We start from the raw sequence: 16,274 nt of genomic DNA, 5'->3' as shown, positions 1-16,274 counted from the left end.
ATGGGCTTTAGCCCATTTGATAAAAAATATACAAATCCACTGGCTTTAGCCAAAACTTATTAAAAACAATTGAATACATTAATCAAAATATCAGTTTTCACCATTTCATTATGCTGTATTTTCTCATGCAAAACACAACATTTTGAAACCCCTGAATATGGGAAAAATGAAACTGAAAAAGTAATTCAGATTAAGAAAGTGAATAATTTCCGGACGGTAGGAAATATTAAAAATACAGAAGGAAGAACTTTAAAATCAGGTAAGCTTTATAGAAGTGCCCATCTTCATAAGCTGAAAAAGAAATCTTTTGATGATATTGAAAAACTGGGCATAAAAGAAGTCATTGATCTTAGAAATTCAAAAGAAATATCTCAGAGCCCGGATCAGCTTCCGGCAGAAACTGTTTATAAAAAATATTCAGCATTTGAAGATGAAGGTGATCAGCTTGCTCAGGCAAAAAAACTTGTTCTGAAAGGAAAGGTAAATGCTTCCGACGCAGATAAGAGGATGATAGACTTCTACCGTGAGTATGTTACAGAAAATCCCGCAACAATTAAGGTCATTATTACAGAGATTCTGGATTCCAAAGACCCCATTCTCTATCACTGTACGGCAGGTAAAGACAGAACCGGAATTGTTACCGCCTTGATCCTGACAATACTGAAGTTTGATAAAAAAACAATTTATAACGAATATCTTTTGTCCAACAACTTTAGAAAAGGGTTGGTAGAGAAAAGGCTTCGACTGGCCAATAGCCTGCATTTTATATATCCAAAGATGGATCTACAGGTCCTGGAAAAGCTAAGTTGGGTGGAAAAAAGGTATCTTGATGCAGCTTTTGGGGAGATTGATAAGAAATATGGCTCCACAGATGCTTATATTCAGCAGGTTTTGGGAATCTCTGATACAAAAAGAGAGGAATATATTCAAAAGTTTACCTATTGATTATCAGCTATAAATTTCTCTAAGAAGGAATATTGAGGTTTTATTTAAAATTATAATAATTTTAACATTCAAAAATCAAACTTTTTTAGCAATTTTGCATTTCTTAATTCACTTGTTTAGAAATGAAAATAAAGTACTCGGAACTTATTGATCAGACATTATATTTTCCTACAGAGGAGTTTAATGTTTCTGAGAACAATTTGTTGTTTCACGATGTTCCATTGATGGACGTTGTTGAGCAATTTGGCACTCCGCTAAAGATTAGCTACTTGCCGAGAATTTCTCAAAATATTCAGAAAGCCAAAAGCTGGTTTAAAGAAGCTTTTGAGAAAATTGAATATAAAAAGAATTATACCTACTGCTATTGTACAAAATCCAGTCATTTCAATTTTGTATTGGAAGAGGCTTTGAAGAATGATATTTCGATAGAAACTTCTTCTGCCTATGACATGGATATTGTGAAGTCTCTTTATGAGAAGGAAAAGGTAGATAAGAATATTGAAGTAATCTGTAATGGATTCAAAACGGATGATTATCTGATGAAGATTTCAGATATGATCAATAACGGTTTTGAAAACATTACTCCAATTTTGGATAATTACCGTGAACTTGATAAGCTTACGGAAAGTATAGATTCTACATTCAATATAGGAATTAGAATTGCTTCTGAGGAAGAACCGAAATTCGAATTCTATACCTCAAGACTAGGAATCGGATACAAGGATATCATCCCTTATTATAGCCAGAAGATTGCCGAGCACCCGAATGCAAGACTGAAGATGCTTCACTTCTTCATCAATACGGGGATTAAAGATACTTCATACTACTGGAATGAATTGTACAAATGTCTTCGTGTATATGCACGTTTGAAGAAAATTGCTCCGGAAGTAGATTCTTTGAATATTGGAGGAGGTTTCCCAATCAAAACTTCATTAAACTTTGATTACGATTACCAATATATGGTAGAGGAAATTGTTTCTCAAATCAAAAAATTCTGTGAAGAAGAGGGGGTAGAAGAACCAAACATTTATACTGAATTCGGAAGTTTTACAGTTGGAGAAAGTGGGGCTAACCTTTATAAGATTATTTCTCAAAAACGTCAGAATGACAGAGAAAAGTGGAATATGATTGATTCTTCTTTCATGACTACGCTTCCTGATACTTGGGCTATTTCAAGACACTTTATCATGCTTCCGCTAAACCGTTGGGAAGATACTTATGAAAGAGTATTCCTGGGAGGATTAACGTGTGATTCAGATGATTATTATAACTCTGAGCAGCATACCAATGCTATTTATTTACCTGTTTTCAGTGATACGAAGCCGTTGTATATTGGTTTCTTCCATACCGGAGCATATCAGGAAACAATTGGAGGATACGGTGGAGTACATCACTGCCTGATGCCTCAACCGAGACACGTCCTGATCCAGAAAGATGAAAATGGTGAATTACACTATGAAGTTTTCCGCGAGAAACAGGAACCAGAAGATATCTTGAAACTATTAGGTTACAAATAAGATCTTAACCAGTCATTTTGAAAAAGAAAAGCAGTAGAATTATTTTGCTCTTGCTTAATCAAAAGACTAATGAATATACAAAAGAAGCTCTCAAAATTTGAGAGCTTCTTTTATTTTAAAAGTATTTAGAAATCTTATCGAGTTCAAGTTCTTCATAATCTGAAATAACAGTATCCGCTAAAGTATAATCCTGATTTTTTGAATGGAGACTTCTGTAAGCTGCACAGAAAATTTTTGCTCTGTGTGCTGCGAGAATTCCATTGGTAGAATCCTCAATAACCATACAGTTTTCTACAGGTTCTTCTGCCATTTCAGCTGCCAGTAAAAATACTTCAGGATGAGGTTTGGACTCCTTTAAATCTGCTCCGCTGATCTTTCCGCTGAAATATTTTTCAAGTCCGAATTTTTCAAAAACCATATTGATTGTTGTCATGGTTGCGGAAGAAGCTAAAATAAGCTTGACTCCATTTTCATGGTAATGCTCAATTAGTTTTCTAACCCCGGGAATTAAATCAAACTCATCATCATTAAAAAAATAATCCTTGAAGTGAGATCTTTTGATACCGGCAATGGCTTCATGGGTATGGCTCAGGTCATACTTATTGATTAGTGCTTCACAAACCCTTTTGGTAGAAGCACCGGTAAAGGAGGTGTATAAATCTTCGGAAACTGCAATTTCCAATTCATCAAACGTTTTGAAGTAAGCTTTTCTATGCAAGGGTTCTGTGTCTACAATTACCCCATCCATATCGAAAAGAACAGCTTTTAAAGACATATATAAAGTTTTTTGTAAAAATAGTTATTTGATTTTAAAGTTGAAAGAGACAAGACGTAAGATATAGGACTTCATCTATCAGATTTATAGCCTTGGATTTTAATTTGATATTAGTAAATTGTAAATTAGACATTCTCAAAACTCATAACTTTCTTCGTATCTTTGCGACTAATATTTCAATCTTTACAACATTAAAATTTTTAAATAAAGCATGAGAACATACGCAGGAATTCCCGAAGAAAACGCAACGTTAGAGAATTCGAAAGTAATGTTGGTAACAGTTCCTTATGATGGAACTTCAACATGGGGAAAAGGAGCAGATAAAGGTCCTGAATTATTCTTAGACGCTTCTGAAAACATGGAGCTTTATGACATTGAAACAGGTACTGAACCATTTTTGCAAGGAGTATATTTAGCAGGTGAAGTAACTGAAAACTCTAGCCCTGAGGCAATGACTGAAGCTGTTTATCAAAAAACAAAAGAGCTTTTGAACAATGAAGGAAAAGTATTCACTCTTTTCGGTGGTGAGCACTCTGTTTCTATTGGTTCTATCCGTGCGGTAGGTGAGAAATTCGAGAATTTAACGGTTCTTCAATTAGATGCTCATACAGATCTACGTCCTGAGTTCCACGGTTCAACTTCTAACCATGCTTGTGCAGTATTTGAAGCAAATCAAAAGCATAACTTGGTTCAGGTGGGAATCCGTTCTATGGATGCTGAAGAAGCTCAATATCTACCGGAAGGAAGAGTATTCTTTGCTCACGAAATTGCTAACAATGAAAACTGGGTCAATGATGTATTAGAAAAAGTTTCAGGAAACGTATATATTACGATTGACCTTGATGCTTTCGATCCTTCTATTGCCCCTTCTACAGGAACTCCTGAGCCAGGTGGATTACAATGGTACCCAACGTTAGAATTATTAAGAGGAGTATTTGAAAAATGTAATGTAGTGGCATTTGATATTGTAGAATTAATGGATTCTCCAATGGCTAAGCCAACCGCTTTCTTATCAGCGAAGTTATATTACAAAATGCTTGCTTATAACGATATTTATAACAACAACTAATATTCCGCAAGAATCGGATTTTTTCTGCCGTATATTCTTTGGAAATTTGTGAGGTAAAAACAAAGTAAAATGTCCACGCAAAGTCAGATAGATTATAATAGAATTGCCAAAGCGATAGAGTATATCCAGAGCAATTTCAGACTTCAGCCAAGTTTGGAGGAAGTGGCAGAGAATATTCACTTGAGTCCGGCCCATTTTCAGAAGATATTTACAGATTGGGCAGGTACAAGTCCGAAGAAATTTTTGCAGTTCATCAGTCTTGAACATGCTAAGAATTTATTAAAGGAAGAAAAAGCAAGTATTTTTGATACCGCTTATGAAACGGGACTTTCCAGTACAAGCAGACTTCATGATCTGTTTGTAAAAATAGAAGGAATGTCTCCCGCAGAATATAAGAATGGAGGAAAAAACCTTGTCATCAACTATAGTTTTTCCGAAAGTCCTTTTGGAAACATACTGGTAGCATCTACAGAAAAAGGGATCTGCCATATGGCTTTTGAAAACGATAAAGAATCAGCATTAGGAAATTTGAAACATAAATTTCCTAATGCTTCTTTTTTTGAAAAACAGGACACTCTTCAAAAAAATGCATTGTTTATATTCGATAAAGACTGGACAAGGCTCAAAACGATCAAGCTTCACTTAAAAGGTACCGATTTTCAGCTTAAAGTCTGGGAAAGTCTATTAACCATTCCCATGGGGAAATTATCTACTTACGGTAACCTAGCGGAAAAAATAGGAAATCCGAAAGCATCCAGAGCTGTAGGAACAGCTATAGGAAGCAATCCGGTAGCATTTCTTATTCCATGTCATCGTGTGATTCAATCTACCGGTCATCTTGGTGGTTACCGATGGGGTAGTGATAGAAAACAGATGATTGTAGGCTGGGAAAGCTCACAAATGTATTCTTAAACGAAAAACAAAAATTTTAAATAACAGCTATTGTATTATTTGTGAAAATATTATTGAAATTTGTGTTTAGAAATTATTATACCTCACAAAACAAAATGTTATGCTCAGTCTGTTCGACGAAATACCAGATTATCCTTTAAGCCTTCTTCCGCATGACGGAACTGTTCATTATTATGGAAAGGTCTTTTCAAGAGAAGAATCTGATGTGTATTATGATTATCTGTTCAATCAAATTCCCTGGGAAAATGATGAGGCAGTGATCTTCGGAAAACTAATTCTAACCAAGCGTAAAGTAGCGTGGTTTGGGGAAAAAGCATTTGAATATACGTATTCAAACAGAACAAAATATGCTAAATTCTGGACGCCTGAACTTTTGAGACTGAAGCACAAATGTGAGGAAGTTTCCGGAGAAACATACAACTCCTGTTTGCTTAATTTATACCATGACGGAAGTGAGGGAATGGCCTATCACAGTGATGGTGAAACGGATCTGAAAAAACATGGTGCCATTGCTTCTTTAACTTTTGGAGCAGAGAGAAAGTTTTTATTTAAACATAAAAGAACAAAGGAAAAAGTAGAAATATTCCTTGAAACCGGAAGTTTATTAATCATGAAAGGAGCGACTCAGGATAATTGGCTTCACAGGCTTCCGCCCACAACAAAAGTAAAAACTCCAAGAGTAAACCTTACTTTCAGAACAATTGAAGAATAATAGGATTAGAAATTAGATTTTCATTAAATATCTAATCAATTTGCCTATCCATAGAAATGGGCTTTAGCCCGCTTAAACAAATCATTCAAATTCATTTGGCTTTAGCCAAAACCTAAAAATATAAAAAGCTGTTCAAACGAACAGCTTTTTCAGTTTATTTTAAAATTTCAGCCTCAATGGAACTGTCATCATATATTTTGATAAATGCCTTAGTGTAATCCTCTTTGGATGCAAAATTCGGATTATCTAAGAATTTCTGTGGGTTTATAGCAAAAAGCGGGAACCACGTACTGCTGATCTGGATTTGGATTTTATGCCCTTTTTTAAATGTGTGAACCACATCCTGAAGCCTGAAATTCACTGCTGTTTTTTGATTAGGAACTAAAGCTTCTCCTTTTTCTTTAGAATTTCTGAACCTTGCAGGCATAATTTCACTTCTTACCATCTGGTGATAATTTCCATAGATCACCCCGTCTTTCTTCTCCGCAGGTTTGAAATCTTCAGGATAAACATCAATCAATTTTACTGCAAAGTCAGCATCTGTAGAAGAAGAGGAAATATTAAGTTTAGCCAAAATCTCTCCGGCAAAAGCAATATCATCTGTCAGTACATCAGTTGTGAACGTCAGTACATCCGGTCTTCCCACAGCAAATCTTTGGTCCTCCGACATATAATTTTTTGGTGTAAAACCATTGAAATCTTTTAAATGATCGGAGCTTAACACAGGATTGTTAGGATCGCTATAATACTCAGAATACCCTTGTCCTGAAGTCTTTTTTAGAGTTTTATCTGATAAATAAAAATTCACTTTCTGTGCATTTTTAGGTGGATAAGACGTAAATTCTTTCCATTCCTTAGCTCCTGTATCATACATTAAAGCTTCAGGAAGCCCTGCATCTTCCTTAGTATTTCCTTTCAAATAATGATTAAAGAATTTTGTTTCAATATTTTTCTGGTAATAGGTTGCAATGCTGTCTCCGAAATAAGTTTCACTATGGAAATGCTTACCTTGCTCCTGAGACCATCCACCGTGTGAGAAAGGTCCCATTACAATGGTGTTTTTAGCTTTAGGGCTTGTTTTTTCTATTGTTTTGTAAATATTTAAAGGTCCGGATAGATCTTCTGCATCAAACCATCCTCCAACAGTCATTACTGCGTGGTTAATATTTTTAAGATGAGGAAGAAGACCTCTTTTCTGCCAGAACTCATCATAGTTGGTATGATTCATAATTTCTGTCATGAAGAAATTATTTTTATAATATTTCTCATAGGCATCTTTCAGGGTGCCCATTTCTCTGTAGAATTTCAGACCGTCCTCAGAAGTTTGTTTAATGAATGAATCCATATACCATGCTTTTTGTTCAGGCTTTGTTTTCTGAACTCCAAAAACAGGAAATGTTCTGAAATATCCCAACATAAATCTTCCGTTGTGAAGAAAATCATCATTCCAGAAATCTGAAATCGGAGCCTGAGGCGAAGAGGCTACCAAAGCCGGATGTTGTGCCAATGTTCCTACAGCAGTATAAAACCCGGGATAAGAAGTTCCAAATTGTCCTGCTTTACCATTGTTATCTTTAACGTTTTTCAAAAGCCATTCTATAGTATCGTAAGTATCCGTACTTTCATCCACATCCTTTTTTGTTTTATGTTCCACTTGTGGAGTCATATTGGTAAAAGTTCCCTCACTCATATATCTTCCACGCACATCCTGATATACAAAAATGTACTTGTCTTTCATCAGAAAAGAATTAGGTCCAACTTTCGTCTTATATTCGTTTTCACCATAAGGAGCAATGCTGTAGCAGGTTCTCTGCATCAGGAACGGATATTTGTTTTTATTGGAAATATCCTTTGGAATATACACTGCAGTGAAAAGCTTAATTCCGTCACGCATGGGAATATAAAATTCTTTCTTGGTGAAATTGTCTTTAACAAAACTATCTTTTTGTTCAGTGTTCTGAGCCTTTCCAAGAATGAAAAAGAGAATAAGTAAAATTGAAAGATGAATCTTCATAAGTAAAATTTGAGGCTAATTTAAAAATAAAAAACACTGTTATTGTATTTTATAATGAGAATCTTCCTTTAAAATGAATTTGTTTTAGTTTTTTATTATTGATAATGAAGAGTTATAGATAAATGGTTAAAAAACACTATGTCAGGTCACAGGATTTATTAATGGAAGTCTTTGCCCTTTCCAAATGAGAGATTAGTAAAAATCTTAAGTGTACTTTTTAAAAATTTATTGGTCACTTAAAAATAGCTTAAGTGTTTAAAATATTTTTGTGACTTTACAATATAAGTGTAATGTTTATTTTTTCTTCGATTTTTTGCCCGCAAACTTATTAAGCTTCATACTAAGAGAAAACATAATATATCGCTTTAGAATTAAGTCTTCACGGTCTTCAAAATAAGAATCTGTAATGGTTCTTCTTACACTCTGATTTTGATTTAATACATCATAAACCTTTACTTTAGCGGTAAACTGTTTATTGTAGAATGAATATCCTAAGCTGGTATTCCAGAAGTAAAAATCCTTTTTGAAACCGGGGGCAATGTTAGAATTGGTGTTGTATTCAAAATCATTACCAAAGACAAATTTGCTTTGAAACAGATAGTTGGTAAGTTCCAGTTTTAGAGATTGATTGGCTGTATTCACATTGTCTACCCTGTAATTGGAGTAGTTTGAAAAGCTGTATCCCAATTTATAGGATGGTTTTATCGTAAGTTTATCCTTGATCTCATAGCTAAGATTCAGTCCCGGATTGAAGTTGTATGAATTACTTTTAAATAGCTGTCCATTGATAAAACCGTTGTTGTAAGTATAACTCATGCTGAATCTTGGATTAATACTGAATTTATTGTCTTTCCATTTAAAAGTCTTGGTTAAGCCTGAACTGAGATTGAAATTTTTATTTCCACTTATATTGCTGTAGGTTACAATCTGTTTTCCGGAGCTGTCATATTGAGAATATTGTGTAATATCATTATTTCTATAGGTAAACCCTGTATTAATATAATAGCTGAAATTATTTACAATATTAAAGCTGCTAAAGGAAATATTGCTACTGTTTGTCCATGTGTTTTTTAGATCAGGATTTCCGGTATAGGTAATTAACGGGTCAGATTCATCCCTATAAGGAATTAATTTTTCTGCATCAGGAATATTAAAGTTGGAAGAATTCATTAAGGTTAACCTTTTGCGGTCCGAAAAAACGTACTGAAAATTAACTGTATATCTGGGTAGGAAAAAACTTTTCTGAAGATCATATAGCTGCCCATTGAACACAGAATTTACTTTCATATCTGAAATATCAAAATTAACAGTACTCCAGGCGTTGAATTTCTTTTTGTAAAGGAAAAAAGACAGTTCTGGCGAAAGCTGATTGATCTTTTGGTCCATACTGTTAGAAAGACGTGTATTATATTGAGAATATTGTCCGGTAGCAGGATCAAAATCACTGAAATTCCTTATATCACTGGATAATTTTGAGTTATATTGCAATCCAAAGTTTACCATTGCAGAATCCGAAATAGGTTCTGTATATAAGGCGCTGAAAGTATAATTGCTGGTTTGTCCGCGTGTTTTTTGTAATTGATTTCTATTGTCTGTGGTAATATCAGATTCCTTGTAAAATGTATTTTGGGACTGATTGATATTATCATTTTTTGTTTCAGAGATTGAACTGTTGATGTTAGCAGATATTGATCGTCCTTTTTTCTTTAGATTTTTGGTAAAATAAATATTAGGGGCGAATGTATTGCTTTCTCCGTTGGTTTGGCTGGAAGATGTACTTTCGTTCAAGAGCTTATCATCTCTTAAAGTGGAAGATGCTGATCTGTTGAAACTGAAGTTCTCAGACTTTGAAAAAGAGGGCATTATATAAATGTTGGTCATTGAGTCCAATTTTATTCTTGCTGAAGTTTCAAAGCTATATTGTTTCGACTCATTATTACCATTACTTTCAGAGTTCGTCTTTAGCGTATAATCCGGAAGAAGTGTAGTTCTTGAAACCTTGGAACGGGTTTCTGTCTCAGATTTTGAATATTTTAGGCTGAGGTTATCGAGATCTGCATCATTTCCGAGTTTATCATTATAATTAAGCCCAATAGTAGTCGATCTCTGAATTCCACTACTGCTGTTTTGTGTTCCTGAACCTCTGCCACGTCCCATATTATCAAAGACATCATCCGCAGAAATACTTTTCGAATTAATATTATTGGAAGAGGCCAATAGACTTACTTTGGCATCTCCTTTAAAATAACTTAGCAATCCACTTCCCTCATACCGTTTATCTGATCCGTAGCCAACCGTGAGCCTTGAAAGAAGACCTTTGTTTTTCTTCTCATCAATATTAAAATTAATAGTTGTATTTTGAGATTTTGGAGGCTTTCCGCTCAGTTCTTCCTCCTTTGTTTTGGTTGTAGTAAACTGGATGTTTTTAATAATGTCAGCAGGGAGGTTTTGCAGGGCGATTTTACCATCTTTATCAAAGAATGGTTTTCCATTAACCATGATTTGATCTACTTCTTTCCCGTTGGCTGTGATTTTTCCATCATTGCCAATCTCTACACCGGGAATTTGTTTCAAAAGTTCCTCAATTTTACTATCAGGGCGTACCTTAATGGCTGCTGCATTGAATTCTATGGTGTCATTCTTTACCTTTACAGGAGAAACAGTGATTTTTACCTCATCGATAGTAATCACTTCTTTTTTGCTAAGCTCTATATCTCCAAGGGATAATGATTGTTCTATTTTTTCGAATGCTTTTGAATACGATAATTTTTCAGCATCAATTTTTAATATAGATGGCTCTTTCACTTCATCAATTTTCAAAGAAAATTTACCTTCTTTATTGGTGGCAGTGTAATTGACAATGGTGGAGTCTTTTTGTTTTAAAAGATATACTGTGACATTTTCCAGAGGTTTCTTTTCAAAATCAGATACTTTTCCATCTATATGCAATTTCTGAGCATTGATAATCAGGATATTGAATATCAAGGTCAGCAGCAGAATAATTTTCTTCATTAAGTTCTTTTCAAAGCGGTAAAAATAAAAAAACATCTCCATGTGGAGATGTTTCTTCAAAAATATTTCAAAAATTATTTTTTTTATGAAATTATGCTTTCAAATATCTTGAATAAGCATATCCTTCCTGTCCGTCAGCATTTTTTACTTTCCACCAGTCATCAGAAGTTTGTTCAATTAAAGTTACTGAAGAACCTTTTGCAGCTTTACCTACAACAGCAGCTTCCGTAGACGGTTCCTGTCTGATGTTTAGGTTAGAATCTTCTGTAGCTACAGTTAAAGAAGCTCCTGAAGCAAGTCCTTCTACCTGTACATCAATATTGATATCTGAAGCAGAATAAGTAGAATCAATAGCACCTAAAGCATTCCAAACAGCATCTTTTGCTGCAGAATTGGAAGCACCACCAGAAACATATAAAATTCCGTCTTGTTCCTGAACTTGAAGATTTGAAATTCCAGCAGACTGAGCCGCTGAAACTACGCTTGAATATTTATCTTGTAATGTACTCATCTTAATTTAATTATTTTACAGTGTAGTTATATTTTACTTTACCTACTTTTAAAGCGTCTACAGACTGCTTAATTTTTTTAGCTTGTTCCTGAGAAACATTTCCTGTAAGAGTAAGCTCGTTATTTACTACTTCTACTTTTACAGTAGGGAAATCTTTAACAGCATCCTGAACTTTTTTCTGAATAGCAGGATCTACTGCAGATTTAGTTTCTACAGGAGCAACAACAGGAGCTGCCTCAACTTTAGACATATCCATTACATCCTTTACTCCGGTGATTGCTTTTAATTGTGCAATCATTGCATCTTTAGATTGTTGATCAACGAAAGTTCCGCTTAAGTGAGCCACACCTTCTTTTACTTCAACAGAAGCATTGGGATTAGAAGTTACTACAGTTGTAGCTTGGGTCTGAAGATCAGCATCAGAAATTTTCTTTTTACAAGAAACTGCCCCGAAAGATACAGCTACAGCTAATGCAGCCATTGCGATAGTTTTTTTCATATTGTATATTTATTTTAATGTTGTTATACAATCAAATGTAATAATAAAATTTGTACCAAAAGAATAAAAAATCAATAAATGTTTCTTAAATTTTTTACAATATTTTCTGAATCAGTGATTTAATTTTTATGTTTCAAAAAATTAATATGGCCTTAACGTGTTTAGAATAAAATATACTGCCAATTCAAAAACCATTATATTTGCGCAAATTGAACTATATATATGAAAGGACAGAATAAACTTTTTATAGCAATTATCATTGCGCTTATCCTGGGAGTAGGGATTGGAGGAATTGTACACGTGCAATATCCTGAAAGTGCAGAACCCTTTTCCAAGAATATAAAACTACTTGGAACTGTTTTTATCAGATTGGTACAGATGATTATTGCGCCTTTGGTTTTTACTACCCTGGTAGTGGGGATTGCTAAAATGAGCGACATTAAAATGATTGGAAGGGTAGGAACAAAGGCAATGCTTTGGTTCATTTCAGCTTCTTTGATTTCCCTTTTTATAGGATTGATACTTGTGAACTGGCTAGAGCCGGGACATGTTACCAAATTACCTATTCAGGATGTTGCTTCTGCTGATGAACTTCTTAAAAGCAGTAAGAGTTTTTCTCTGGAAGACTTTGTAAAGCATATGATCCCTAAAAGTTTATTTGAAGCTTTTGCTACAAATGAAGTATTACAGATTGTAGTATTTGCTATCATGTTTGGAGTGGCTTTGGCTAATTTAGGTGAAGAATATTCTAAGCCTGTTGTTAAACTTTTCGATATTATGGCTCATGGGATCCTTAAAATGGTAGGATATATCATGTGGTTTGCTCCGCTTGGGGTATTGGGAGCTATTGCAGCTGTAGTGGCTACCAATGGTTTTGAAATATTTAAAGTATATGCTATCTATCTAAGAGACTTCTTCTTCGCACTTGGTGTACTTTGGCTAGTGCTTTTATTGGTCGGATACTTCATCTTAGGAAACCGTTTATTTGATTTATTAAAAAGAATTAAAGAACCATTATTAATTGCTTTCTCTACAACCAGTTCAGAAGCTGTATTCCCGAAATTGGTGGAAGAGCTTGAAAAATTCGGGTGTAACAGTAGAGTAGTATCTTTTATTTTACCTTTAGGATACTCTTTCAACCTGGATGGAAGTATGATGTATATGACGTTTGCTTCTATCTTCATTGCACAGATCTACGGTATTGAAATGACTATCGGACAGCAAATCACTATGCTTTTGGTATTAATGCTTACCTCTAAGGGAATTGCGGGAGTTCCAAGAGCTTCACTGGTAATTATTGTAGCAACTTGTTCCATGTTCGGAATTCCACCGGAAGGAATCGCTTTAATTCTGCCAATTGACCATTTCTGTGATATGGGAAGAAGTATGACTAACGTGTTAGGAAATACACTGGCTACTTCTGCAGTATCGAAGTGGGAGGGACAATTAACCGAACCTCTAGACAAAATTTAAATTATAATGAGTTTAAAAAACTTAGAAACTTATAAAAGCCATATTCTTGAATATGGCTTTTCCATTATAAATGATGTTTTTTCTGCCGATGAAGTAGAAAAAATAATCAGTGTTTTGAATGGTATAGATACTTCACGGGAAAATTTCAGGAAATCTGAAGATCTGTTTGCGATAAGACAGTTCTTAAAGGAAATACCTGAAATAAAGGACTTCATCTTTAATAATAACATTCAACGAATCATTAAAGAAATCTTTGGAGAAAAATATTTTGTTGTAAAAAGCATCTATTTTGATAAACCTGAAACATCCAATTGGTATGTAGCCTATCATCAGGATCTGACCATTTCTGTAGATAAAAAACAGGAACTCTCCAATTTCGGACCCTGGACAACAAAACAAAATCAGTTTGCCGTTCAGCCTCCATTGAATATTTTAGAAAATATTTATACCATAAGAATTCATCTAGATGACACAGATGAAAATAATGGAGCCTTAAAAGTAGTTCCAAAATCCCATTTTAAGGGAGTTTATAGGCCGGAAACCATAGATTGGACAATAGAAACAGAAGAGATCTGTAATGTAGAAAAAGGTGGAATTATGCTCATGAAACCTCTTACTCTGCATGGTTCAAACAGAACTACCAACGGAAAGAAAAGAAGAGTAATCCATATTGAATTTTCAGATATGGAACTTCCGGAAGTTCTTCAATGGGCTGAACGAATGAATTAAAATATTGAATAAATTATAACATAGCCTCTTCAAATATGAAGAGGCTATTTTTTATGACCAGGAATCAGATATTACTTCTCTGTTTTCTTTGTTAATGTTTTGTTTATTGTAAAAAAGCAAAATTAAATATTCTTTTTTTACTGAATTATCTTTCATACATGCATAGATGGGTGTTTCCATTACGCAGCTACATGCGGATAATTTTTTCATGGATTATAATTGTGTTATTGTACAGAAATTTCATCAATAAAGATATAGGTTTCACCGCCATTTCCCTGATGCGATTTCGGAAGTTTCCCAAAGTAATAGGCTTTTACTTTAAGATATAGTGCTTCTGTAGGAAGAATTTCTGTGGTGAAATCCTTGATTTGTACTTTCTCATCTTTAGGATCAATATCATTATCAATTGTTTTTAGAAGGATAAAATCTTTTCCATTCATCGAGGCATAATATTCCACTTTTTTAGGTATCAGGATGCCTGCTTTGCTGTCCTGAAGATAAGTAGAGGATAATATTGTAAGCTGTTGGGGAGATTTAAAATCGATAATTGTTTCAAAATTTTGCCCCTGATATCCTTGCCATTCACCTTTTTGCCAGTTTATATCACCTCTTATTCCGTCGATTAATGCAAGCTTCCCGCTGGCTGTATATGGAGGAACAGCTTTTGAAATTGTATTGATATTCCAGTAATTAGGTCTTCTATTGAAGTTGGCTGTAGTTACTGAGCTTTTTTCACCTTTTCTTTCAGCGTAGGCTTTAACCTGAGTGGTCTTACTGATCATAAATGGTCTTTTGTAAGCAGTGAATGTCTTTTTTTTATTGGCATCACTCGCATTTATGGTCATATAGTAGATTTTATCGCGAGGATTCATTGACTTAATTTCAACCTTAGTAGAAAAATCAAAAAGTCTGTCTGCTGAGATTATCGGAGAAGCCATTTGCTGTGTATATTTGAAATCTTCAGTGGGTTGTCTAGTTTCGAATTCTGTTTTTTTTAGTTCAGGCTTGCTTATATTTTGGGTGATTTCGTGTTCTTCTGTATCTGTAAAAGAACTTATATCTTGAGAGAAGTTTTGTGCATCAATGATTTGAGTAATGAATAAAGAGAATATAACAAGTTTTCTTTTCATATTTTATGATTTATAATAGCGAATATATTGAAAATACCGGGCCAAAAACTAAGAAGATAAATCATCTAAGATTATACTGAAAAGGAGCTGTTTGTGTTCTAATAATAGAGTCTGTTTTTTTTATTATAGTGATAAAATAATTACATAATCAATTATTTTTATAGTGAAAATAATACGTCATGTTTTGTCGCTTCATGAAAATATCTTTGTGTTTAGATAATATGGAATGATAAAATATATTCATAGGTTATTTTTATATCAAATCCCTTTAATAAAGGTTTAAAGTCATAAAAAAAGTTAAATTTGTGACAAAATAATAAAACTAATCACTAACTTAAAAATACAAGAATGAAAAAGATTTATCTCGGTGCATTTACCTTGTGCACTGTGCTGGGTATATCTGCTCAGGAAGTGATCTGGCAAAAGGACATCAAGTCCTCTACCCAGGACTTTCTAAGCCAGGTGACCACCACCATCGATCAGCAATACCTTATTACGGGAAGCTCCATTCAGGGCGACAAACTCCAACAAAACAACAGACAAAACAACGGCTACGACTTCCATCTGGTAAAACTGAACCAACAAGGAGAACCGGTTTTTGAAAAATACTTCTCAGGACAAAACCACGATTATCTTTCAACGACCGTAACCACGCAGGATGGAGGATTCCTCTTGGCAGGAACCTCGTATTCAGGCAAAGGATTGGATAAAAAGGACGACTCCAAAGGCGGTTCAGATGTATGGCTCATCCGCATCAATGAATTTGGGGATGAGCTGTGGCAAAAAACAATGGGAAGTTCTTCGGATGAGGAAGCCAGGGCAGTGATCCAAACTACGGACCAGGGATTTATTGTAGCAGCAAATATCCAGAACTCACCCAAGGGACATGGCTCCAAGGATGTATGGGTTGTCAAACTCGACAAAAATGGCAAGGAAATCTCTCAACTCATTTTGGGTGGAAGAGGTCTTGACGAGG

General features: G+C 34.5%; 13 protein-coding genes and 1 pseudogene. 8 read left to right on the top strand and 6 right to left on the bottom strand.

The features are described from left to right. The first annotated feature begins 69 nt into the window (after positions 1-69). Positions 70-945 carry a tyrosine-protein phosphatase gene (locus C1638_RS19045; protein WP_109623542.1) on the top strand — a complete coding sequence of 292 codons (876 nt, stop codon included), beginning with the start codon at positions 70-72 and terminating at the stop codon, positions 943-945. Between the two features lie 122 nt (positions 946-1,067). Next, a complete protein-coding gene (locus C1638_RS19040; RefSeq protein WP_109623541.1) occupies positions 1,068-2,462 on the top strand; it encodes a type III PLP-dependent enzyme domain-containing protein in 1,395 nt (464 codons plus the stop codon). 115 nt (positions 2,463-2,577) lie between these two features. Here the strand turns inward: C1638_RS19040 and C1638_RS19035 are convergent, their stop codons facing one another. Continuing rightward, positions 2,578-3,237 (bottom strand): HAD family hydrolase, encoded by a 660-nt coding sequence (locus C1638_RS19035; RefSeq protein ID WP_109623540.1) that lies wholly within the window; start codon positions 3,235-3,237, stop codon positions 2,578-2,580. 211 nt (positions 3,238-3,448) lie between these two features. Between C1638_RS19035 and speB the strand changes: the two genes are divergently transcribed. The 3 genes from speB to C1638_RS19020 all read left to right on the top strand — a co-directional run bounded on the left by speB (position 3,449) and on the right by C1638_RS19020 (position 5,930). Then, positions 3,449-4,306 (top strand): agmatinase, encoded by an 858-nt coding sequence (gene speB, locus C1638_RS19030; RefSeq protein WP_109623539.1) that lies wholly within the window; start codon positions 3,449-3,451, stop codon positions 4,304-4,306. A 69-nt stretch (positions 4,307-4,375) separates the two neighbouring features. Next, the gene (locus tag C1638_RS19025; protein WP_109623538.1) at positions 4,376-5,218 is read left to right on the top strand and encodes a bifunctional helix-turn-helix domain-containing protein/methylated-DNA--[protein]-cysteine S-methyltransferase; all 843 of its coding nucleotides are present in this window, start codon (positions 4,376-4,378) and stop codon (positions 5,216-5,218) included. 100 nt (positions 5,219-5,318) lie between these two features. Further along, on the top strand, positions 5,319-5,930 hold the full coding sequence (locus tag C1638_RS19020) for an alpha-ketoglutarate-dependent dioxygenase AlkB family protein (RefSeq protein WP_109623537.1): 612 nt from the start codon (positions 5,319-5,321) through the stop codon (positions 5,928-5,930). A gap of 154 nt (positions 5,931-6,084) precedes the next feature. Here C1638_RS19020 and C1638_RS19015 read toward each other — a convergent pair whose 3' ends face one another. From C1638_RS19015 to C1638_RS19000, 4 genes are all read right to left on the bottom strand, one after another. Then, the gene (locus C1638_RS19015) at positions 6,085-7,944 is read right to left on the bottom strand and encodes a CocE/NonD family hydrolase (protein WP_109623536.1); all 1,860 of its coding nucleotides are present in this window, start codon (positions 7,942-7,944) and stop codon (positions 6,085-6,087) included. A gap of 294 nt (positions 7,945-8,238) precedes the next feature. Next, positions 8,239-10,956 (bottom strand): outer membrane beta-barrel protein, encoded by a 2,718-nt coding sequence (locus C1638_RS19010; RefSeq protein ID WP_109623689.1) that lies wholly within the window; start codon positions 10,954-10,956, stop codon positions 8,239-8,241. Positions 10,957-11,047: 91 nt separating this feature from the next. Beyond that, positions 11,048-11,467 carry an SH3 domain-containing protein gene (locus C1638_RS19005; RefSeq protein ID WP_109623535.1) on the bottom strand — a complete coding sequence of 140 codons (420 nt, stop codon included), beginning with the start codon at positions 11,465-11,467 and terminating at the stop codon, positions 11,048-11,050. Between the two features lie 10 nt (positions 11,468-11,477). Then, positions 11,478-11,966 (bottom strand): BON domain-containing protein, encoded by a 489-nt coding sequence (locus tag C1638_RS19000; protein ID WP_109623534.1) that lies wholly within the window; start codon positions 11,964-11,966, stop codon positions 11,478-11,480. 222 nt (positions 11,967-12,188) lie between these two features. On the opposite strand from C1638_RS19000, the gene C1638_RS18995 reads away from it, so the two are divergent. Beyond that, positions 12,189-13,439, top strand: coding sequence for a dicarboxylate/amino acid:cation symporter (locus tag C1638_RS18995; RefSeq protein WP_076352533.1), 1,251 nt, complete (start codon positions 12,189-12,191; stop codon positions 13,437-13,439). 6 nt (positions 13,440-13,445) lie between these two features. After that, positions 13,446-14,168 (top strand): phytanoyl-CoA dioxygenase family protein, encoded by a 723-nt coding sequence (locus tag C1638_RS18990; protein ID WP_109623533.1) that lies wholly within the window; start codon positions 13,446-13,448, stop codon positions 14,166-14,168. Between the two features lie 224 nt (positions 14,169-14,392). On the opposite strand, the gene C1638_RS18985 is transcribed toward C1638_RS18990, so the two are convergent. Beyond that, a complete protein-coding gene (locus C1638_RS18985; RefSeq protein WP_109623532.1) occupies positions 14,393-15,298 on the bottom strand; it encodes an FN3 associated domain-containing protein in 906 nt (301 codons plus the stop codon). Positions 15,299-15,685: 387 nt separating this feature from the next. Between C1638_RS18985 and C1638_RS18980 the strand changes: the two are divergent. Beyond that, positions 15,686-16,274: pseudogene (locus C1638_RS18980) on the top strand (T9SS type A sorting domain-containing protein); the annotation flags it as partial.

This window comes from Chryseobacterium oncorhynchi (assembly GCF_002899895.1).
Taxonomy (GTDB): Bacteria; Bacteroidota; Bacteroidia; order Flavobacteriales; family Weeksellaceae; genus Chryseobacterium; species Chryseobacterium oncorhynchi.
Note: the sequence above shows the minus strand (reverse complement) of the source record. Positions and strands in the feature narration are given on the sequence as shown.